Origin of the sequence: Paraburkholderia sp. GAS82, assembly GCF_050436285.1 — a bacterium.
GTDB lineage: Bacteria > Pseudomonadota > Gammaproteobacteria > Burkholderiales > Burkholderiaceae > Paraburkholderia > Paraburkholderia phenazinium_B.
Window position 1 is genome coordinate 1 of sequence record NZ_JBNDLX010000003.1, and the last position, 20,879, is coordinate 20,879.

At 61.2% G+C, this 20,879-nt stretch carries 19 protein-coding genes; 12 read left to right on the plus strand and 7 right to left on the minus strand.

All coding sequences use genetic code 11. From position 1 onward, the window contains the following. Window positions 1-598 (plus strand): aquaporin Z (gene aqpZ, locus P3T17_RS10380; protein ID WP_429406507.1); only part of this gene is annotated, 598 nt, incomplete at its 5' end. Window positions 599-772: 174 nt separating this feature from the next. Continuing rightward, entirely contained in the window at window positions 773-1,462 is a 690-nt protein-coding gene (locus P3T17_RS10385; RefSeq protein WP_429406509.1) for a histidine phosphatase family protein, read from the plus strand. On the opposite strand, the gene P3T17_RS10390 is transcribed toward P3T17_RS10385, so the two are convergent. After that, window positions 1,459-2,277 (minus strand): Cof-type HAD-IIB family hydrolase, encoded by an 819-nt coding sequence (locus tag P3T17_RS10390; RefSeq protein WP_429406510.1) that lies wholly within the window; start codon window positions 2,275-2,277, stop codon window positions 1,459-1,461. The genes P3T17_RS10385 and P3T17_RS10390 overlap by 4 nt on opposite strands. A 63-nt stretch (window positions 2,278-2,340) precedes the next feature. After that, on the minus strand, window positions 2,341-3,234 hold the full coding sequence (locus tag P3T17_RS10395) for a BadF/BadG/BcrA/BcrD ATPase family protein (protein WP_429406512.1): 894 nt from the start codon (window positions 3,232-3,234) through the stop codon (window positions 2,341-2,343). Window positions 3,235-3,406: 172 nt separating this feature from the next. Here P3T17_RS10395 and P3T17_RS10400 point away from each other — a divergent pair, with 172 nt between their 5' ends. After that, window positions 3,407-4,003, plus strand: a complete 597-nt coding sequence (locus P3T17_RS10400) for a DNA-3-methyladenine glycosylase I (RefSeq protein ID WP_429287750.1) — start codon at window positions 3,407-3,409, stop codon at window positions 4,001-4,003. A gap of 343 nt (window positions 4,004-4,346) precedes the next feature. Continuing rightward, window positions 4,347-4,772 (plus strand): hypothetical protein, encoded by a 426-nt coding sequence (locus P3T17_RS10405; RefSeq protein ID WP_074262889.1) that lies wholly within the window; start codon window positions 4,347-4,349, stop codon window positions 4,770-4,772. A gap of 125 nt (window positions 4,773-4,897) precedes the next feature. Here the strand turns inward: P3T17_RS10405 and rpsU are convergent, their stop codons facing one another. Together rpsU and P3T17_RS10415 are read right to left on the minus strand one after the other, a co-directional pair. Continuing rightward, window positions 4,898-5,110, minus strand: coding sequence for a 30S ribosomal protein S21 (gene rpsU, locus P3T17_RS10410; protein WP_074262890.1), 213 nt, complete (start codon window positions 5,108-5,110; stop codon window positions 4,898-4,900). Between the two features lie 237 nt (window positions 5,111-5,347). Then, window positions 5,348-6,301: an aldo/keto reductase gene (locus tag P3T17_RS10415; RefSeq protein ID WP_429407178.1), complete on the minus strand. Its 954-nt coding sequence runs from the start codon at window positions 6,299-6,301 to the stop codon at window positions 5,348-5,350. 279 nt (window positions 6,302-6,580) lie between these two features. On the opposite strand from P3T17_RS10415, the gene P3T17_RS10420 reads away from it, so the two are divergent. The 8 genes from P3T17_RS10420 (at window position 6,581) to P3T17_RS10455 (ending at window position 17,247) form a co-directional block, all read left to right on the plus strand. Further along, window positions 6,581-8,053, plus strand: a complete 1,473-nt coding sequence (locus P3T17_RS10420; RefSeq protein ID WP_074262892.1) for a flagellin — start codon at window positions 6,581-6,583, stop codon at window positions 8,051-8,053. A 175-nt stretch (window positions 8,054-8,228) separates the two neighbouring features. Continuing rightward, window positions 8,229-9,746, plus strand: coding sequence for a flagellar filament capping protein FliD (gene fliD, locus P3T17_RS10425; RefSeq protein ID WP_429406515.1), 1,518 nt, complete (start codon window positions 8,229-8,231; stop codon window positions 9,744-9,746). Window positions 9,747-9,758: 12 nt separating this feature from the next. Beyond that, window positions 9,759-10,085 carry a flagellar protein FliT gene (fliT, locus tag P3T17_RS10430; RefSeq protein WP_254368724.1) on the plus strand — a complete coding sequence of 109 codons (327 nt, stop codon included), beginning with the start codon at window positions 9,759-9,761 and terminating at the stop codon, window positions 10,083-10,085. Between the two features lie 256 nt (window positions 10,086-10,341). Further along, a complete protein-coding gene (locus P3T17_RS10435; RefSeq protein WP_429406517.1) occupies window positions 10,342-13,209 on the plus strand; it encodes a tetratricopeptide repeat protein in 2,868 nt (955 codons plus the stop codon). Window positions 13,210-13,215: 6 nt separating this feature from the next. After that, window positions 13,216-14,106 (plus strand): NAD-dependent epimerase/dehydratase family protein, encoded by an 891-nt coding sequence (locus P3T17_RS10440; RefSeq protein ID WP_429406519.1) that lies wholly within the window; start codon window positions 13,216-13,218, stop codon window positions 14,104-14,106. After that, on the plus strand, window positions 14,103-14,879 hold the full coding sequence (gene rfbF / locus P3T17_RS10445; RefSeq protein WP_074262895.1) for a glucose-1-phosphate cytidylyltransferase: 777 nt from the start codon (window positions 14,103-14,105) through the stop codon (window positions 14,877-14,879). Before P3T17_RS10440 ends, rfbF begins: the two co-directional genes overlap by 4 nt. Continuing rightward, window positions 14,864-16,006, plus strand: coding sequence for a CDP-glucose 4,6-dehydratase (gene rfbG / locus P3T17_RS10450; RefSeq protein ID WP_429406523.1), 1,143 nt, complete (start codon window positions 14,864-14,866; stop codon window positions 16,004-16,006). Before rfbF ends, rfbG begins: the two co-directional genes overlap by 16 nt. 17 nt (window positions 16,007-16,023) lie before the next feature. After that, the gene (locus tag P3T17_RS10455) at window positions 16,024-17,247 is read left to right on the plus strand and encodes a class I SAM-dependent methyltransferase (RefSeq protein ID WP_429406524.1); all 1,224 of its coding nucleotides are present in this window, start codon (window positions 16,024-16,026) and stop codon (window positions 17,245-17,247) included. Between the two features lie 18 nt (window positions 17,248-17,265). On the opposite strand, the gene P3T17_RS10460 is transcribed toward P3T17_RS10455, so the two are convergent. The 3 genes from P3T17_RS10460 to P3T17_RS10470 all read right to left on the minus strand — a co-directional run bounded on the left by P3T17_RS10460 (window position 17,266) and on the right by P3T17_RS10470 (window position 20,794). Beyond that, on the minus strand, window positions 17,266-17,826 hold the full coding sequence (locus tag P3T17_RS10460) for a dTDP-4-dehydrorhamnose 3,5-epimerase family protein (protein WP_074262897.1): 561 nt from the start codon (window positions 17,824-17,826) through the stop codon (window positions 17,266-17,268). A gap of 42 nt (window positions 17,827-17,868) precedes the next feature. Next, entirely contained in the window at window positions 17,869-19,551 is a 1,683-nt protein-coding gene (locus P3T17_RS10465) for a hypothetical protein (RefSeq protein WP_429406525.1), read from the minus strand. A 265-nt stretch (window positions 19,552-19,816) separates the two neighbouring features. After that, on the minus strand, window positions 19,817-20,794 hold the full coding sequence (locus P3T17_RS10470) for a SphA family protein (RefSeq protein WP_429406527.1): 978 nt from the start codon (window positions 20,792-20,794) through the stop codon (window positions 19,817-19,819). Between the last annotated feature and the right edge of the window lie 85 nt (window positions 20,795-20,879).

Here is a 20,879-nt window from a genome sequence, read left to right on the forward strand (position 1 = left end):
TTGCGCACCTTCGACAAATCGCCCCATCTGCGCCTCTCATTCCAGCAGGTTGATTCAGTCTAGGCGATCATTAGAGTTTTTACACAGCCTCGGCCGCTTTCCGGCACGTGACCTCGTACCGTATATCGTTGCGCAGGTGGTCGGCGCCGTGCTCGGCGCCTTCGTGCTGTCGTTGATTGCCAGCGGCAAACCGGGCTTCGACCTCGTGTCGAGCGGCTTCGCCAGCAATGGCTACGGCGATCGCTCGCCCGGCCACTACTCGCTGATGGCGGCGTTCATCTGCGAAGTGGTCATGACCGGCTTCTTCCTGTTCGTGATTCTCGGCGCCACCGACAAGCGCGCGCCGGCTGGCTTCGCGCCGATCGCCATCGGACTGTGCCTGACGCTGATCCACCTGATCTCGATTCCAGTCACCAATACCTCCGTCAATCCAGCCCGCTCGACGGGTCCGGCGCTGTTCGTGGGTGGCGCAGCTGTCGACCAGCTCTGGTTGTTCTGGGTTGCGCCGATCCTCGGCGCTGTGATTGCCGGTCTCGTGTATCCGGTTGTCGCGGCAAGCCGTGCGCCGCTCGAGTCGCGCTCTGCGCTGGCCGATTGACGAATCCGTAGCGCCAAAGGGCGCATCTATCTGCAAAGCGGGCGCTGTGGCGCCCGCTTCTGCTTTACGGACGGCCTCACGCACAGGCGGCCCTCAGTGCGAGCGACGCGCGGCAAGGCGCAGCGCCACTGCTAGAATCGTCCGACTTTCACACGGCTCGCAAAGAGGCTCCCGATGAACCGTTCCCGTCGATTCCTGCAAGGCGTCGCATTCTGGCTCGCGGCCTCGTGTGGCACCGCCATGTTGCCCGTCACCGCGCATGCGGCCAGCAGCCAGGCGGCCGGCCCCGCCGTTGAAACGCTGGTGTTTGTCCGTCACGGCGAGAAGCCGGCGCAAGGGCTCGGTCAGCTCAATTGCCAGGGTCTCAACCGGGCGCTAGCATTGCCTGCGGTAATCGCCGCCAAGTTCGGCAAACCTGACGCGATCTTCGCGCCGGATCCGGGCGAGCAGAAAAACGACGGCGGCCATCCTTATTACTATGTGCGCCCGCTGGCCACCATCGAACCCACCGCCATCCAATTCCAGATGCCGGTGCAAACGCCTTATGGCCTGACGCAGATAGACCGGCTCAGCGCCACGCTGATCGATCCGGCATATCGCAACAAGCTGGTGGTGGTGGCATGGGAGCACAAGCTGATCGAGAAGCTGGTGCGCCAGATGGTGAGCGCTCACGGCGGCAACGCCGCAGACGTGCCGAAGTGGCACAGCGACGATTTCGACAGTATTTATATCGTCAAGCTCGACTGGCAGGGCGGCTCGCCGCGTGCGAGCTTCCAGCATAGCGACGAAGGGCTGAATGGGCGGTCTACGGATTGCCCGTGCGCGGCGTTGGCGCCCGCGGCGGCTTCAGATGCGGTGCATTAGGCAAGCTCATCGTCCATGGCGAACAGCTTGCGCAGGTGACGAGCGACGCCTGCTTCGAAGTTGTTGCCGATTCGCGGCACGTTCGGCAAGCGCGTGATCAGATCCGGGTTGGCGTTTTTCATCATGAACGGATGGCCAGCGGTTTCGAGCAGGTCGATGTCGTTCATGTTGTCGCCGAACGCGATACAGCGGCCGGTCTCTACGCCGAGGCGGTCGAGCACGAACTTCAGCGCACGGCCCTTCGACACGTTCGATGTCATGACCTCAAGGCAATCGGGCAGCGAGTAGGTGACATAGAGGGCGTCGCCGAACTCGCGTTGCAGATTGGCCGCGACCGGTGCGAGATCGGCCGGCTCGCCAATATAGAGCGCCTTTGCAATGCCTTCGCCGTGATGCCGACGCAGATCGGTCACTTCGTAGCTAAAGCCCGAATCCTTATGGAGACGCAAAAGTTCTGGCGCGTCCCGATCGATTAGCCAATCGTGATCTGCAAACAGATTGACGATCACCCGCCCATGCGCGCCCGCGATTTCCGGCTGCACGAGCCGGTGCACGGTGGCGGGCGGAAGATCGTCCCCGTAGATCATGGTGTCGTCCGGCGCATGCACGCGTGCGCCGTTTGACGTGACCAGGTACGGCCGGATGCCCAGCAGATCGCGGATGCCCGCCGCGTCGCGGTAATGGCGGCCGGTTGCGATGATGAATTGCAGGCCGTCCGCCTCCAGCCGCCGAACCGTGGCAACGGTGAATGGGTCGAGTTGATGGTCTCCGTCGAGCAGGGTGCCGTCGAGATCGGTGGCAATGACTTGGTACATGGTGTGAGCAGCCGGCAGCATCGAAGGCGCTATTTTATCGTTGCTTGCGATGCTTTCCCCGGATTAGCCCGCCAGATTCAAACCGAGCCGCGCGGCTTCCTGCTGCGCAAGCTGCCACGCACCGTGCGCCGAATCGCCCAGCGGCGCGCGCAGCCGGGCCTGTAAATGCTGCGGTACGTAGTCGCGCAACGGTTGGCCGAGGCCACCGCACAAGGCCACCGGCAGCTCTCCGGACGCGTCTAGCGCTGTAATCATCTTGCCAATTTCTTCTCCGGCCTCTTTGAGCAGGCGCGCGGCGAAGGGATGGCTGGCATGCGCGATGACGATGGGCGCGAGACTCGCGTAGGCGGTCTGATTGGCGTTGCAAAGCCAGACAATCAGGCCGTCGCGGTCCTGCGCGCCCACCCGTTCGAGCAGTGCCTGGGCCAGTGCATCCAGCGGCGCGCGGCCGTCCAGCGCCTGCTGCGCGTACACGACTATGCGCAAGCCGAGCCAGGCGCCACTTGCCTCATCACCAGACGGGAAGCCGAAACCGCTGGCGATCCGGTACTCGCCGACACCATCTGCCGCGGCAGCCACGCTGCCGGTGCCAAGCGCCACGATGACGCCGTGCGCCCCGCCGTGCGCGCCGAGCAGGGTCGTGTAGGCATCGTGTTCCACGGCGAGACCCGCTAGCTTCGGCGCCTGGGCGTGAAACGCAGCAAGCCAGTCCGGGTTGTTGAATCCCGCCAGCCCGCAGCCCAATACGCAACGCTCCCATTGCGGGGCGACCCCGGCCTGCCGGAAAGCCTCGGTGCAACCTGCCAGGATGGCCTGCCAGGCACGCTCGATACCGAGGCCCAGGCCGGACGGGCCACTCGCCGCCAGAGCCAGTTCGCGGCCGTGGGCGTCACCGAGTACGACACGCGTGCCGCTGCCGCCGCCGTCGACGCCGATCAGAAAGAGGTCTGTATTCATCAAGTGAGTGTGGGTGAAAAGAGTTGCCGAACCGGAATGCCGCATAGCGTGGCAGACCAGCGTGGATCCGGCAACTGGCCGAACGGCCGGCTTGCGATGCGCGGGCGTTCCGCTATGCTGGCAAAGCCCGGACGCGCCGGGATTTCGACACATCAAATGCAGGAGCCGGAACGTGACACAGCGATGCAACTGGGTATCGAGCGAAGCGCTCGCACACTACCACGACACCGAGTGGGGTGTCCCTTCGCGCGACGATCAACATCTCTTTGAAATGCTGGTACTGGAGGGCGCCCAAGCCGGTCTGTCATGGTCCACGATCCTCAACAAACGCAGCGGCTACCGTCGGGGATTCGCCAACTTCGATATCGACAAGGTGGCCCGCTTCACGCCAAAGCATGTCGACGCGCTGGTCGCCGATGAATCGATCGTACGGCATCGCGGCAAGATCGAAGCGGCCATTACCAACGCGCGCGCCGTGCAACAGATCCAGGCGGAACACGGGTCGCTGGCGCAGTTCATCTGGTCTTTCGTTAATGACACGCCCATCCAGAACGAATGGACCTCGTACCAGCACGCGCCGGCCTCAACGGAGATTTCCGACGCGCTGAGCAAGGGACTCAAGCGCTACGGCTGCAAGTTCGTCGGTTCGACGATCTGCTATGCATTTATGCAGGCTGTCGGCATGGTGAACGACCATCAGACCGACTGCGATTGCTACGCCCGCTGCGCCGCCCTCGGCAAAAAGGGGCGCAAGCGGAAGGCCGGCTGAGGCGCATCCGCGAGTTCCGAGGCCTAAGGTACGCCAGGCGCGTCGCCGGTCTCGGATCTGCGCCCCGGCCTCGTGTGGTTTTCGCCACACTTCGGACGCAAAACCCAGCGTCTGCGGGAAAGTCCTGAGCGCGCCCGTGCCGCCCCCTCACAGCCTTACCCAGCTTGGCTTTGCGGGCACTCCACCACCTGCAGATCTCTCGAATCGTGTCAAAATTGCGGACTTGCGCGCTGCACCGCTACGTTTTTACCTGATTCAGTCGTTATAACGATTGAAGGGACAACAACTGCGCTTGAACCACCCATGAATGACCGCTGCGCGTAGACGCAGGGGGAGAACAACCATGAAAAATCCAAACTTCCTGACGTATCAGGAGATTTTCGACAAAGCCGTCAGCCATCTTGACGGTCAGGGGCGCGCCGCACTTCTGCCGCGTGGCGGCGGAGCCTATCGGGGTTACTGCGGTGGCTGCCCGGTCGGCAGCTTTATCAAGCCGCGCGACTATATGACGGCAATGGAAGGCATTCCGGTGCGCTATATCGGCAAAACCCCGATCGAAGTGCCTGCCTATATGGATGTCGGAGTGGCCGCACTCAAGAAAGCGCTGCTGCGAGCCCATATCAATATCTTCGACCCCGCCACCATCGACCTGCTAAGTTGCCTACAAAACGTGCACGACGTATTCGGCACGTGGGAATGGCAGGAACGGCTGGTTTCGATTGCCCGTCAGTTCGGCTTGTCCACGGCGCAGCTGAAAACCGCCGCCTGAGCCGCCATAAGGCTTCCCAGAAACATCCTCGGAAGCCTCGCTGGAATTGCTCCCCCAAATACAAAACGGCGGTGTGGCTTCTTGCGAAGCTCACACCGCCGTTCGGCTGTGCTTGAAAAGCGTGCTTAGTGCAGCTTTTTCGGCAGTTGCTGGCTACGCAGGCGCTTGTGCAGGCGCTTCACAGCAGCGGCCTTCTTGCGCTTGCGAGCCGTCGTCGGCTTTTCGTACGATTGGCGTTCACGCAGTTCTGCGATCAGGCCATTCTTTTCGATTGCGCGACGAAAGCGGCGGATCGCCACTTCGAACGGCTCGTTTTCCTTCAGAAGAATCGTCGTCATGTAATTCCTAACTAAATCGCTGGATACGGGTAATTGCGCAGTGGTGTGTGCCACGTACGCGCCGGCCTCCGGTCATTTCGCAACATGGCCAATAACAGGCAAACGAAACCATGAACGAAACGAAAGGCAAAGCGGCCACGGAGGCCGGAAAAGAGAGGTGGGGAGTTCACCACGAAACAGGCAAAGATCTCAATTCACTCCCGATGATATCAGGAAAATACCGTGCCTACCACCATTTTAGCCATTCCGCCAGGCACTTGCGTCATCCAGCAGACGCATGTCCGAGCCGGTCAGCATCAGGTGGACTGACGCCGCAAGGCTCTCGAGTTGTTGCACGGAAGTCGCGCTGGCGATCGGCGCCGTCACGCTGGGACGGGCGATCAGCCATGCCAGCGCCACCGTGGCGGGCGTGGTGCCGTGCTGGTCGGCCACGGTATCGAGCGCATCGAGGATGCGCGTGCCGCGTTCGTTCAGATACTTTTTGATGCCGCCGCCACGCGCGCTTTTCGCCAGATCCGCGGTCGAACGGTACTTGCCCGACAGAAAGCCACTTGCAAGGCTGTAATACACGACCGCACTGAGGTGCTCTTCCAGAATGACTGGTTCGAGATCGGTTTCATAAGCCTCGCGGTCGTACAGATTATATTCGGGCTGAATAATCTGGTATTCCGGCAGACCGTGCTGCCGCGACACCGCCAGCGCCTCGCGAATACGCGCGCCGCTGTAGTTCGACGCCCCGATCACCCGCACCTTGCCGGCCTCGATCAGGCGCTGATAGGCGCCCAGCGTCTCGGCGAGCGGGGTATCGGCCGCGTCCTTATGCGAAAAATACACGTCGATGTAATCGGTTTGCAGACGGCGCAGCGAATCTTCAACGGCCGCCTGGATGTTGCCGGCGCTCAAACCCTTGCGCTCCGGGTGGTTGCCCACCTTGGTAGCCAGCACGATCTGGTCGCGCTTGCCGCTGCGGCGAAACCACTTGCCGAGAATCGTCTCGGACTCCCCGCCCCGATTACCGGGCACCCAAGCGGAATAAACGTCGGCGGTGTCGATAAAGTCCAGACCGGCGTCGACGAAGGCATCGAGGATCGCGAACGAGGTCGTCTCATCGGCGGTCCAGCCAAATACATTGCCGCCGAACATGACCGGCGCCACCTGCAATTCCGAATTGCCAATCCTGCGTCTTTGCATGATTTCTCCAGGGAATGCGATTTGGAAAGAAAAAGAATACGCCGACTTTTCAACCTCCGTCGTCGGCGCCAACAGCCTGCCAACAGGCCGCTTAAACCGGCTTTCGACCGTCCGGCACCGTAATTCCTGGTAAGACAATTAGGTCCGAGTTGAACAAAGTCCCTCAAGTTTTTTTTTCTCACGCCGACATCCTGCTCAGAGGCGGCCAGCAATGAACGAGTGCACCGCCCATGTCAACGTGGCAGTAACTTTAGGGCAACAGCCTCTTGGGAGATTTTCATGCTCAGCATTAACAGTAATATCAGCTCGCTGGTGGCTCAGGAAAACCTGAACAGCTCGGGCGATGCGCTCCAGCAAGCTATCACTCGCCTCTCGTCGGGTAAGCGTATCAACAGCGCGGCAGATGACGCTGCTGGCCTGGCAATTTCCACAACGCTGCAAACGGCAATCAACGGCCTGAACCAGGGCGTGTCGAATGCAAACGACGGCGTGTCGATGGTGGAAACGGCTTCGACCGGTTTGAGCCAGATCACGCAAAGCCTGCAAACGATCCGCTCGCTCGCCAACGAGGCAGCAGGTGGCTCGCTGTCGTCGACCAACCAGGCAGCCCTGCAACAGGAAGTGGCGCAGCAAGTTGCTGAAGTGAACCGCCTGGCTTCGCAAACGACGTACAACGGTATCAACCTGCTGAACGGTTCGGCTGGCCTGATCAACGTTCAAGTCGGCTCCAACGTCGGCCAGACTGTTGCCCTCGACCTGAGCCAAGGCGTGTCGGCTGCTTCGCTGGGTGGTGGTTTCGTGCAAGCCGGCAACACGCTCGGCACGATCACGGGTCTCGACCTGACCTCGACCGGCGCAGAAAACACCAGCGGTGCTGCTGGCGCGATCACGCAAATCAACGTGGTGTCGAACGGCACGGGCGGCTTCACGTTCACGGACCAGAACAACCAGGCTTTGTCGAGCACGGCTGTTTCGAACCTGTTCGTGACCACGACGTCGAGCAGCGGTATTCAGTCGCTTTCGCTGGCAACCAGCGCCGCCGCAACCAACGGCCTGAGCCTGACCGGCGAAATGACCGGCATTCAGACTGCTGCGGCTGCTTCGTCGTCGACGACGGCGGCTGGCACGGTGTTCGGCACGATTTCGGGCATTGACGTCGATCCGGACACGGGCCTTGACGCTGCAGCTGGCACGGCTAACGCAATCACCTCGGTTACGGTCGAAGCAAACGGCAACGGCGGCATCGAGTTCGTCGACCAGAACGGCAACCAGTTGACGACGGGTGCGACGGCCGGCCTGTTCACCACCAGCGGCACGGGCATCTCGTTCGCCACCACGCCGACCAGCACGTTCGGCAGCACGGCTTCGGGTACGGGTGTCGGCGGCGGTCAAACGTCCGGTACGCTGCTGTACAGCGTCAACGTCAACAACGCACCGACGTCGGTTTCGGCGATCAACATCAGCACGACGCAAGGCGCCAACCTGGCGATGGAAACGGTCGACAACGCACTGGCTACCATCAGCAACATTCAGGCAACGCTGGGTGCAGCACAGAACCGCTTCACCGGCATCTCGACGTCGCAGCAAGATGAGTCCACCGACCTGTCGAGCGCACAATCGCAGATCACCGATGCGGACTTCGCGCAAGAAACGGCTAACCTGAGCAAGGCGCAGGTGCTGCAACAAGCGGGTATCTCGGTGCTGGCACAAGCCAACTCCAACCCGCAGCAAGTTCTGAAGCTGCTGCAGTAATCGGTAAGTTAGCAATAGCGTGAAGCAGTAGACGCGGGTGAGCCGGTCGTTACACCAACCGGCTCATCCGCGAAAGCATTTGCAACGGGAGGCTTGTCCTCCCGCCTCGCATACGGACCCGACACCTTAGACACGACACCAGTCGCGTGGTCCACGCCACGTACGGAGTTTATTCATGTCAACTATTTCGAGCGCGACGTCTAGCGCATCCGCCGCCGCCTCCGCGGCCCTGGCAGAAGCGGGACAGTCGCTCATTTCCGGTTCGACGGGCAATTCCTCGCTGGATGTCAACTCACTCGTGTCGACACTCGTCAACGCGAAGGTTGCGGGTCAGACAGCAGCGCTGGAAACCGAATCGGCAAACGACACAGCTCAGCTGTCCGCGATCGGATCGCTCTCGGCCGTGTTGTCGGAACTGCAGATCGGTCTCGCGCCGCTCTTCAACGGCTCGCTGCAGTCGAGCTTTACCGCGACCGCGAGCGGCACGGGCATCACGGCAACTGCCGGCACCGGCGCCGCGGCCGGCACATACACAATGGTCGTGTCGCAGGTCGCAGCCTCGCAGAGCATGTCGTCAGGCGCCTTCAGCACCGACCAGGCTGCGGCCATGGGCACCGGGACGCTGGCCGTGTCGATCGGCGGCAAGTCGATGAACGTCAATATCACCTCGTCGGACGATTCGTTGAGCGGCATCGCTGCCGCCATCAACAGTCAGGCCTCGACCTCGGGCGTCGCCGTCTCGGCCTCCGTCGTCACCGGCTCGAATGGTTCCCACCTGGTGCTCAGTTCGACGGCGACGGGCGCATCGAACGTCATCAACGTCAGCGTCAGCAACGTGTCCGGCGACAATGGGATATCAAGCCTCGGCGTCACGTCGACCGCGGGCAATGACTCGGGTACCTCGTCGTCAGTTACCTCCGCGGGCAGCATTGCATGGACCCAGAATACATCCGCAGCAGACGCCGAGTTCACGATCAACGGGACTGCAGCCACTAGCGCCAGCAATTCGATCACGTCGGCCCTGTCCGGTGTGACGATCAATCTGACGGCCGCCGCAGCCGAGTCGGCTAACTCGACGCAAACAATCACCGTCGCAACGGACACGTCGACCCAGATAAGCGATATCGAGAACTTCGTCACGGAGTACAACAACGTCGTAAGCGCCATGTCGTCGCTGTCGTCGTTCTCGTCGGCTGGATCGAGCGCGAACGGGGCACTGGTGGGCGACTCGATGCTCACCACGATCCAGACCACGTTGGGCAATATCGTGAGCGGCACCACCGGGGGCTCGACGCTGGGCGCACTGGGCATTTCGCTGCAATCGGACGGCCAGTTGACGATCGACACGACCACGCTCACCAACGCGGTCACCAACGATCCCGCGCAGGTTGCGTCGGTTTTCAACGGGACGAACGGCATCGCCGAGCAGTTGAACACCAGCATCAACGCGTTCACGGGGACGAACGGCGTCATTGCCGACCGTTCGACCGAGCTCAGCGACGACATGACGAGCGTTCAGACCCAGCAGACGGCGTTGGCGGCTTACACGGCGCAATTGACCTCGCAGTACAACAACGAGTTCACCGCGCTGAACAACCTGATGGCGACGACCAACTCGGATTCGGAATACCTGACCCAGTTGTTCGGCGGTGCTAACAGCGCGGGCGCCATGGCAACCGCAAGCTCGGAGTAAAGGAGCCCTTAAATGACGGCAGAACGCAACGATATGGACCAGACCCAGCTCGTCGAGCGGGTCTACGAACTGACTCTCGCTATCGGCCATGCAGCGAGCCTCGCCGACTGGCAGGAAGCATCGCGTCTGGCCGACGTGCGCTCGCCGTTGTTGATGTCGATCCGCGCACAGCAGACCACGGCTTCGCTCGAACTGATCCGCCGGATCCAGTCTCTCGACAACGCACTGATGCAAGACGCCAGGTCATCGCGAGACGAAATGGAAACGGAATATCACGCGGCGATACAGCGCAGCCGTTCGGCGAGCCAGTATCAAAGGATGGCGCTGCTGCGGAGATAGAACAGCCGCTGTTCCATAGGGTTTTCCATCGCAGAATAACAACAACACGCTGTCGTTCAGGCGTGCTCGTTCGCCTCAAGCCCGCTTCGCGCGGGCTTTTTTTCGTCCTCCGTCAGCACGGCTGAAACAGGCGGGACCAGGCGCGAAAAGCGGGCAAATCTGCCCTTTACTCGCCGGATCGCAGAAACCGAAGATCTCTAGACTCTCTACATCAAGATCGCCGTACGACTGTTCGGGCGCGCCAGAAAGGGAAACAATGAGTACCGATGTCGACTTGCAGATAGCGGTGGTCCACCATCGAGCAGAGCAGTTCCCGGAAGCGGAACAGCTCTATCGCGCCATCCTCAAGACCCAGCCGAACCATCCGGAGGTGAACCATAACCTCGGGATTCTCGTCGTCCAGCTGAAGCGGCCCGCGGAGGGTCTGCGTTTCCTCGAAACCGCGGTTGCCCTGTGCCCTGAACGGCGCGACTACTGGGCCGCCTATGCCGATGCGCTGGTTCTCGCAGGACAACGCGAGCGGGCAGCTCAGGTGCTTGAATCGGCGCGGGAGCATGGTCTGGTATTCGACGCCATTGCCGCCGCCCCGGAGCAGTCTGGCGGTGAACCGGCCGCCGAACCGATGGATGCGGTCGCAAACGAATTCATTGCGACGCTCGAAACGCTTTCCGCCAAGGGACTCAACGACAGCGTCGAGCAACTCGCGCAACAGATGGTGCAGTTGCTGCCAGAGCACGGCTACGGCTGGAAGACGCTCGCTTATGCGCACCTGCGACGAGGCGACCTCGCCGGAGCACTGTTGCCGCTTACCAGAGCGACTTCCCTCCTGCCGTACGACGACGAACTCAAACGCTACCATCGGGCGGCCGCCGCGATGGAGGAAGGCCTGGCGCTCGACGCGAAGCGGGACTTCGTCAATGCCGGCAAATCCTTGCAGGAAGTACTCGCCGTCTATCCCGATCATCCGGATGCCAATCACAAGCTGGGCGTCATCGCCATCCGGCTGGGGCAAGCCGAGGCTGCTGTGCCTTACCTCGAGCGGGCGTTGGGAAGCGACCCGAACAAGATGCAGTATTGGGCCAATTACGTCGACGCCCTGGTGCAGGCCGGGCAGATGAAGGCGGCCTGGATGGCGTTGCAGATGGGACAGCAGCGAGGGCTGAGCGGCCCTGCAGTGGATCAGCTGATTGCGATCATGACGGCGATGTCGACGACGGGTTCCTACAAGATCCGGCCGACGCAGCCCTCCACGAATGCGGACACGGCTCCGGCTGCAGATGCCGCACCGGAATCCGGACCCACGCCCGAAGCCGCCTCGTCCTCAGCGCCGGAGGCTGTGCCAGACAGAAAAGAACTCGAGGGCTATGCCGCGCTCTACAACACCGGACGCACCGACGAAGCGCTCATCGCCGCGCGAGGACTCGTCAAACGCTATCCCAGCCACGGATTCGGCTGGAAGCTGCTGACCCTGATCCTGTACAGCCTCGGCAAGTACAACGAAACGATGGAATACATGCCCACGGCTCTCAAGCTGTGGCCAGACGACATCGATCTTCTGCAAGCGTCGGCCGCGATCCATGAGTCAAGAGGTAAGCACGTCGAAGCTGAAGCAGCGTTGAGAAGCCTGTTGAAGCTGGACCCGAATCATCTGGAAGGGCTTCGCGTGCTGAGCATCGTGCTGATGTCTCTCTCGCGCGTGCTGGAAGCGGAAGAGGTCTGTCTCAAGGCGATGCAGGTAGCGCCGAAATCCGCTCTTGCCCATTGCACGCTCGGCGTGCTCTATATCAAGCTCGGTCGACTCGTCGAAGCGAGCGACTGTTTCCGCCGTGCCATCAAGCTCGATCCGGATCACGATCTTTCGTACAACAATCTGGCGTTCTGTTACACCGCGCGGGAAGATGTCACGCCTGCCGAAGTATTTGCCGAACACATCCGCTTCGGCGACCACTTCGAGCGGCCGCTCAAGCCTCATTGGCCACAGCACGACAATTCGAAAGACCCCGATCGGCAACTTCGGGTCGGCTTTATCTCCGGTGACTTCTGTCACCACGCGGTCGCCAATTTTATCGAGCCGCTGCTGATACACCTTTCCAAAGACCCGAGTCTCTCGCTGTACGCGTACTCGAATACGCCGCGACGCGACCATGTCACGGAACGGATTTGCACACTCTTCGGCACCTGGTACGACCTCTTCGGTCAGAAAGACGATTACGTGACGGATCTGATTCGCGGGGATCAGATCGATATCCTTATCGATCTGTCCGGACACACGGCGAATAACAAGCTGCTCACGCTCGCACGCAAGCCAGCGCCCGTTCAGGTCTGCTGGATCGGCTATCCGGGCACAACGGGCCTGAGCGCGGTGGATTACTTCCTCGCCGACCGGTTCTGGGTACCCTCCGAGCAGTTCAGAAACCAGTTCACCGAGAAGATCGTGTATCTTCCCGCGGTCGCGCCGTTTCTGGCGGACCAAATGAGCCCGCCGCCCAACCTGCTGCCGGCGATGTACAAAGGGTATGTCACGTTCGGCAGCTTCAACCGTGTGGACAAGATTCGCCGCGAGGTGATCTCCCTGTGGTCCGAATTGCTTCACGCCGTACCCAACTCCCGGATGATGATCGGCGGTATGCCGGGCGACGGCAGCCGCGGCAAGTTCACCGAATGGTTCGCTGAGGACGGCATTGCGGCTGAGCGCGTCGAGTACCAGGCGCGTGCAAGTGTGCCGGTCTATCTTCAGCAGCATCATCATGTGGATATCTGTCTCGACAGCTTCCCGTACTCTGGCCTCACCACCGTCCTTCACTCGCTATGGATGGGTGTACCGACACTCACAATGCCCGGCCAGACCGTACCCGGTCGCAGCGGACTGACGGCAATGTCTCACGTCGGACTCGAAAACTTCATCGCGACCGACAAGCAGGACTATGTACGCCGCGGTGTCGCGCTGGCCTCGGATGTCGCGGCACTCGCCGTGCTGCGTTCGGGCCTGCGCGCGCGCTGCCAGCAATCGCCGATGTTCCAGCCGCAGATCATCGCCGAAAGTGCCACACGGGCACTGCGTGTGATGTGGCGGCGGTGGTGCGCCGGCCTGCCCGCGGAATCCTTCGACGTGTCCAACGTCTGACGCACGATGATCAAAGTCGCAATCACCGGCGCCACAGGATTTGTCGGCCGACACGTACTCACCGCACTCGCCGCGCATGACATCGAAGTCGTCGCGACAGTTCGAGGCGAGCGCCCGGATACGCCACAGATCCGCAACGTCAGATGGGTGACACTCGACGTCGCGTCGGCGCCGCCCAATGCATTTGAATTGCTTGGGAAGCCTGACGTATTGATTCACCTCGCGTGGGGCGGTCTGCCGAACTATCGCGCGCTGCGTCATTTCGAAGTGGAGCTCCCGGCGCACTATGCATTCCTTCGGCAACTGAGCGCGGCCGGCCTGAAGTCGTTGCTGGTTGCCGGCACGTGCCTCGAATATGGATTGCGCAGCGGCGCACTCAGCGAGACGGACCCGACATCGCCCATCACGCCGTATGGATTCGCCAAAGATGCGCTGCGTCGGCAGCTCGAATATCTGCAGCGCAATGGCGAGTCCAGCTTCGCGCTAACGTGGGCCCGTCTGTTCTTCATGCATGGCGAAGGGCAAGCCGCTACGTCCCTGCTTCCGCAACTCGAGAAAGCCGTTGCGCAAGGTGACGCAAGCTTCCGGATGTCGGGTGGCGAACAGTTGCGCGACTACCTTCCCGTGAATGAGGTCGCGGCAAAACTGGTCGCACTGGCGCTCAGGCAGCAGAACGTCGGAATCGTCAACGTCTGTTCCGGCACACCGCGTTCCGTGCGCAGCCTCGTCGAGCAATTCCTGCAGGAGCGCCAAGCGAAGATTGCGCTCGAACTCGGCCACTATCCTTACCCTGACTACGAGCCCATGGCTTTCTGGGGCGCGCGAGACAAACTCGAGCGCGCACTGAAGGACTCAGGTACGGCTCAATCGTCATTCTCATCAAGCGAACCAACATGAAAGTCGTGATTCTCGCTGGCGGGCTCGGCTCGCGACTGTCCGAAGAGACGCAGTCCCGGCCCAAGCCGATGGTAACCGTCGGCGACCGGCCGATTCTCTGGCACATCATGAAGATCTACGCCTCACATGGCATGACGGACTTCATCATCTGCTGCGGCTACAAGGGCTATGTCATCAAGGAGTATTTCGCCAACTACTTCCTGCATTCGTCCGACGTCACCTTCGACCTTGCGAACAACAGCATGGAGGTACACCAGCGCTACGCCGAACCATGGCGCGTCACGCTGCTCGACACCGGCGAACACTCGATGACAGGCGGCCGTCTGAAACGCGCATCGCACCTGCTGCGGGACGAGCAGGCGTTCTGCTTTACATACGGCGACGGCGTAGGCGACGTCAACATCACCGAACTGGTGCAGTTCCACAAGCGCCACGGCCGTCTCGCGACCGTGACCGGCGTGCAACCGCCGGGACGTTATGGTGTCCTGCAGTTCGCAGAAGACGAAAACGCCGTAGTCGGCTTCGCGGAAAAGCCGCAGGATGGCTCTTCGTGGATCAACGGCGGCTACTTCGTGGTTTCGCCGCGCGTACTCGACTTCATCGAAGGCGACTCGATGCCCTGGGAAGACAAGCCGATGCAACAACTCGCCTCAGCGGGCGAACTGCAGACGTATCGGCACGACGGCTTCTGGCAACCGATGGATACGCTGCGCGACAAGATGCAACTCGACGCGATCTGGGCGACCGGCAACGCGCCATGGAAGACCTGGTGATGATGACGCCGAGTTTCTGGTCCGGACGCAGGGTCTTCGTGACCGGCCATACCGGATTCAAGGGAAGCTGGCTGTGCCTCTGGCTGCAGCGGCTTGGCGCGCACGTGACCGGGTTCTCGCTCGATGCGCCGACGCAGCCGTCCCTTTTCGAAGAGGCCGAAGTCGCGCGTGAAATCGAACACATTGTGGGCGACGTGCGCGATGCGGCTGCGCTGCGCAACGCGATACAGCATGCGCGCCCTGAGGTCGTCTTCCACCTCGCCGCGCAGTCGCTGGTCCGGCAATCGTATGCGGACCCGGTCGAAACCTATTCGACGAATGTGATGGGCACCGTCCACGTGCTCGATGCCGCGCGTCATGTCGAGAGCGTGCTCGCCGTGGTCAACGTCACAACGGACAAATGCTACGAGAATCTCGAGACGCGCCGCGCGTATATTGAAAGCGACACGCTCGGCGGCCGCGATCCGTATAGCAACAGCAAGGCCTGCTCGGAACTCGTGACAGCGGCGTTCCGGCAATCGTTTTTCGCACACGGCCACGGCCACAATGACGGCACTGCAACGCGCGCTGGAATCGCTAGTGCGCGGGCCGGCAATGTCATTGGCGGCGGCGATTGGGCAGTCGACCGGCTGGTGCCGGATCTGCTGCGCGCGTTCGACCGTGGCGAACCGGCCATCGTGCGCCGCCCTCACGCAGTGAGGCCGTGGCAGCACGTGCTTGAACCGCTTGCAGGATATCTGGCGCTTGCCGAACGTCTGCATGCTCAGCCTGAGCACTACTCGGGCGCGTGGAATTTCGGGCCGCGTCCCGACGATATGCGAGCCGTCGACGAGATCGCCGAGGCATTGACCTCCGCGCTCGGCGAAGGCGCAAGTTTCGTCGTGCAGCCCGAGGCCGATGCACCGCACGAAGCCGGCCTCCTGCTGCTTGACGCCAGCAAGGCGCGCGGCGAGCTCGGTTGGGAGTCGCTGCTCAAACTGGAAGAAGCGCTCGTCTGGATTGCGCAGTGGCACCGCGCGCGGCAACGCGGCGAAAGCGTGCGACACATCACGCTCGAACAGATCGGGCAATACGAAGCCAGGATCGGCAGGATGACGGCCCATGGGGCCACGTTCGCTGCCGGGTAATTGCGAGGATTGAAGTCTTGAACTGCCGCCACTGTGGTCAACCCCTTACGTTCCCGTTTCTCGATCTCGGCTTCGCACCGCCTTCGAATGCCTATCTGACCGAGGCCGATCTGACGCGGCCGGAACGCTACTATCCGCTCAAGCTTTTTGTCTGCGACGCCTGCTGGCTCGTGCAGACGGAAGATTACGCCGCGCGCGAGGCGCTGTTCGATGCGGACTATGCGTACTTCTCTTCGGTATCGGAAAGCTGGCTGGCGCATGCGCGGCACTACGCTGCGTCGATCACCGAAGAGCTGTCGCTCGGCCGCGACTCGTTTGTGATCGAGGTGGCGTCGAACGACGGCTACCTGTTGCGCAATTTCGTCGCAGCGCAGATCCCTTGTCTGGGCATCGAACCGACCGCGAGTACAGCGGCACGCGCGGAGGAACTCGGCGTTCCGGTGCTACGCGAATTCTTTGGCGAGCAACTGGCGCGTACGTTGGTCGAACGTGGTCAACTGGCGGATCTGATCGTTGGCAACAACGTGTTCGCCCATGTGCCGGATGTCAACGACTTCACCAAGGGTCTGAAGACTGTTCTGAAACCCGGTGGCACCATCACGCTGGAGTTTCCGCATCTCGTCAACCTGATCGACGAAGTGCAGTTCGATACCGTTTATCACGAGCACTTCTCGTACTTTTCGCTGCAGGCTGTCGAACATATTTTCCGTGCGGCGGGCCTGCGCGTCTGCCGTGCCGATCAGCTGAAAACGCACGGCGGAAGTCTGCGCGTATTCGGTTGTCATGCCGACGATCCACGCGTGGATGACGTTTCCGTCGAACGCATTCGCGCGCTCGAACAGGAGCGCGGCATCACGCGGCTCGACACCTATCGGGATTTCCAGCAACGCGTCGACGAAGCCAAGAACGGTCTGCTACGCTTTCTGCTCGACTGCAAGGATGCAGGGACCAAAGTCGGCGCCTATGGAGCAGCAGCGAAGGGCAACACGTTCCTCAACTATGCCGGCGTAAAACCGGATCTGCTGCCCTATGTGTGCGATGCGGCGCCGTCCAAGCAGGGCAAATTCATGCCCGGCAGCCACATCCCGATCATCTCGCCGGCAGAACTCGCCCGAGCGAAACCGGAAGTGGTATTGATCCTGCCGTGGAATATCTCGGATGAGGTCGTCGCACAACAGAAGCCGGTGCTCGGTTCAGAGGTGCGATTCGCGGTAGCGTTGCCTCGCGTCAGGTATCTGTGACGCGAACGGTGCGGCGGCTTAGCCCGCCGCCTGACCGAATAACGTCTGCACCGTTGGCAGCGCGCGATCCCGATCCGACAGCAGCGTCACCTCGCGTGGCCATGCAATGGCGAGTTGAGGATCATCGAAGGCAACGCCCCGCTCGGCCGCCGGCTTGTAAAAGGCGGTGTGCAGATACAGCAGGCGGCTGTCGGGCTCGAGGCTCTGAAAGCCATGTGCGCATCCTTCCGGAATGAACACGGCCCGGCAATTCTCCGGGGACAGTTCCACGGCTTCCCATTGCATAAACGTGGCGCTGTCGGGGCGGAGATCGACGATCACGTCCCACACGCGGCCTTCTACGCACCGAACCCACTTCGCATCCGCGTCGGCACCGTGCTGAAAATGCAATCCCCTCACCGTGCCGGCCAGGGCCGTGTGCGACCAGTTGATCTGTACGATCTGCCGCGCACCGTGAGCCTCGGCGAAATCGTTCGCACAGAATAGCCGCATGAAACTGCCGCGGGCGTCGCCCCTTGGGGTGCTTTGGGCTACAAATGCGCCCGCTATGGACAGTGCGCTTAACGGGTTATCTGCCATACGTATGGTCTAAAGAGTGGCCGGAGGTTCGTTCGATCTGTTTCAAGCCACGTGCATGGTGCGGCGATCGCCAGTCACCAGGTTGAGCTGGCCAATGAACTTCTGCTCCCAGACCTTTGCGTCGTAGGTCGCGGTGAGATGTTTCAACAGAAGATAGCTACCTAGCCGTTCTGCGCAAAACGCCCAGGCGCGCGCCTGGTAACCCGGCCGCTTTCCAGGAAAGCGTGCGAAGCATGCCCGCACGACCGATTCGATCGACGTCATGGTGCGTACCCAGAAATCCATGGGAAAAACGCCCAGCTCGATGCCGCCTACGATGAACACCTCGCCATTAACGAACTTCGGCACATCGACCGGCTGCAGCACACCGAGTTCCACCGCCTCTGCCGCAAAACGCAGGAAGTCCTGCACGAGGTGAAATTTGTTGTACTGGTTCAGGCATCCGCCTTCGAGCAACGCGGGCCTCACAAGGAGGAAGTCGCGCTCGCCGGGCGCCATGAGTTCGGCAAGCGGCACATCGTCAAGCGCGTGACAGTCCCAGCTATCGCCCACCTGAATAGCCTTGCCAGGTGTCGCGTCGATCCGCGTCGCAGTGACAAATTTCCGGTACTGGCAAATGCCGACATGCCGCGCCTGAATCTGATTTTCGACGATATAGTTTTTCAGCGCGAAGCTGCCCGCAACCCCGCCTAGTTGCGGGTGATACGGTTCCCACTCGGGCGCGAGATCGCGCAGATTGGTCTTACCTGGCCCCTGAGCTCCGCCCAGAGAAAACGTCGAAACATACGAGGGGTACTCAACCGGCTTCGCCACGTGAGTGAAGCAGACATACAGCATATCGTGCGAAGCCCGCAGCGGGGTTTCCAGAAACCCGTCCTTCGCCCGTGCCAGCCGTTTGCCCTCGCACACCTGCAGGACGGCCCCTCGAAGTGCATAGAAACTGTCCAGCCGACTTTTCTCCGGTGCCGACTGATACTGCACCTTCAGGTCGTTGAGAAACACCAGTTGATCGTCATAAGTCCGATAAGCCGGATTCGACGAGGGCATCAGATTCGCGTCGTAGGCGCAAACCTTGATGTCTGGACACAACGTCAGCACGAGGGAGGCGATTCGCTCCATCAACAGCACCTGCATCGCAACCTGCGGACGATGCGGCACAAGTGCACGGAATTGCGCGCGGAACGTGGCGTCGTCGCCTTCGAAAAGGTCGTAGAGCTTTTCCGTGAGCGCAAACCATGTCCGCCAAAAGGACGGCCTGGCGACGAAATAATTGAAGTGCACCGTGGACCGCGAATCCATCGACAGCGTTCGCAGATCAACATCAAGGCCCACGGCCTGCAGATAGATTTCGGCCGCCTCGACGAGACCCGGGTAAAGACGATTACCCTGCTCGAACACATTCAGATAGCACGCGCTGTCCTGAAGGGATGGCGAAAAGGTGTACACCTCACCATCAGGATTGCTGCTGATAAATTCACGCACGCCCTGTGCGGTGAGTCCGGTTTTATCGGCGAAGTCCGGCGAAAGGAAACCGTAGAGTTCGTTCTCATCTACGGAGCGGTTCAGGAAGAAATCGCGGATGGCCGAGTACTCGCGCCAGTCCGGCTTGAGACTCGCGCTATTGTCCAGTTCGCTGAAACCATGATCCAGCCGTTGACGCTCAGACTCGTCATGGAAGACCTGAAAAATATTCGCGTTCATCTCCACCTGACCGTTCGTCGTCATTGTTGCTCCCCGCAACTCAATCAGCGACCGCTAACTGGAGCTTCCGCCCACGCGTCGCCAGCCCATACCAATCTGCATTCTCCGTAGTATGGCCGAGACCCAGGCGCTGCCAGTCGTCAAACTGACGGCAGATTTGGGTCCAATTTGGGCGATGAGACGAGAATGGGGGTGCTCTCCGATACGCCTTGCTGACGGGCGCAAATCATCGTAATTCGAGGCCCAGTCGTGCCCAGTCTGGATGTGGCGTACCGGCCCGCGGCCCCCCCTACTGGAACGTCGCATTCAACGACAATTCCACGGAATTCCCCTTCGGCCGGTTGCTCACATTGAATTCATTCACCCAGCGCAGCGTCGCGCCGACCGGGGTTTTGCTGATCTTGCCGTTCCACGTGACCATCGGCCCGATGCCCACCGAATGCCCTTCGGCCCCGCCCACGAAGTCCGCGATCCCGCCGCTGTCGTGACCGAACTGCTGAATATAGCCACCCACCACGCCGACACCCCAGCCCGAACCGAAGCGTTTGAGCGCCAGCAGATCGAGCACGCTGATCGGTGCGTTGTGATATTGCGTCTGGTTATTGACGGTGTAGAACTCGACCCCGTAATTCAACGACAGTTCGATGTTCTCTTTCGGCAGCAACCTGGTGTACGCGAAGGTCGGCGTGAACGTCCACGTATTCTGCCCGGCGTTGGCGAGCCGGCTGGTGTTGTACGCCCCGGTGGGCGCATAGATCTGCACGCTCAACGCGATGTGGTCGGTCTTGGTCAGGTGATAACCAGCCACCACCGGAGTAAAGAAGATATCGGCAAACTGCGTGGCGTGGTCATCGGGCAAGCGGCCGTGAAAGGAAGAAACATCGGTGTACTGCAGCGGCACGCCAAACGACGACGCAAAATTCCACCCCCCTGCGGTGATCCCCCAGGTCTTGATCGCGTTCACGATGTTGTACGAGATGTGGTAGTCGAGGCCGGCCGTGACCTTCCCGGCGATCGGCAACGTCTTGCTCGCGCCAAGCGAGCCCTCGTAGTAGATCGAGGTGACCGAGATGATCCAGTCGTCCGTGGGCGGCACGATACCGGCATACGGCGCGATCTGCATGCCGGTGATGGGGCGTCCGACACCGCCTTCAGTCGCCAGCGCCCGCGGTGAAAAAGCCAGGCCGGCGGCGGCAACAGCAAACGCGCCAGCAGAAAACCGCGCGGCAAGATAACCACCGCGAAACACGAGACGACGCTTATTCATGGCGATCCTCACAAATTTCGCCTGACCTCCCGTGGTCAGGACAGTTGCCCGCATCGTTATTGTTTACTTCGTATCCCTTATGGCA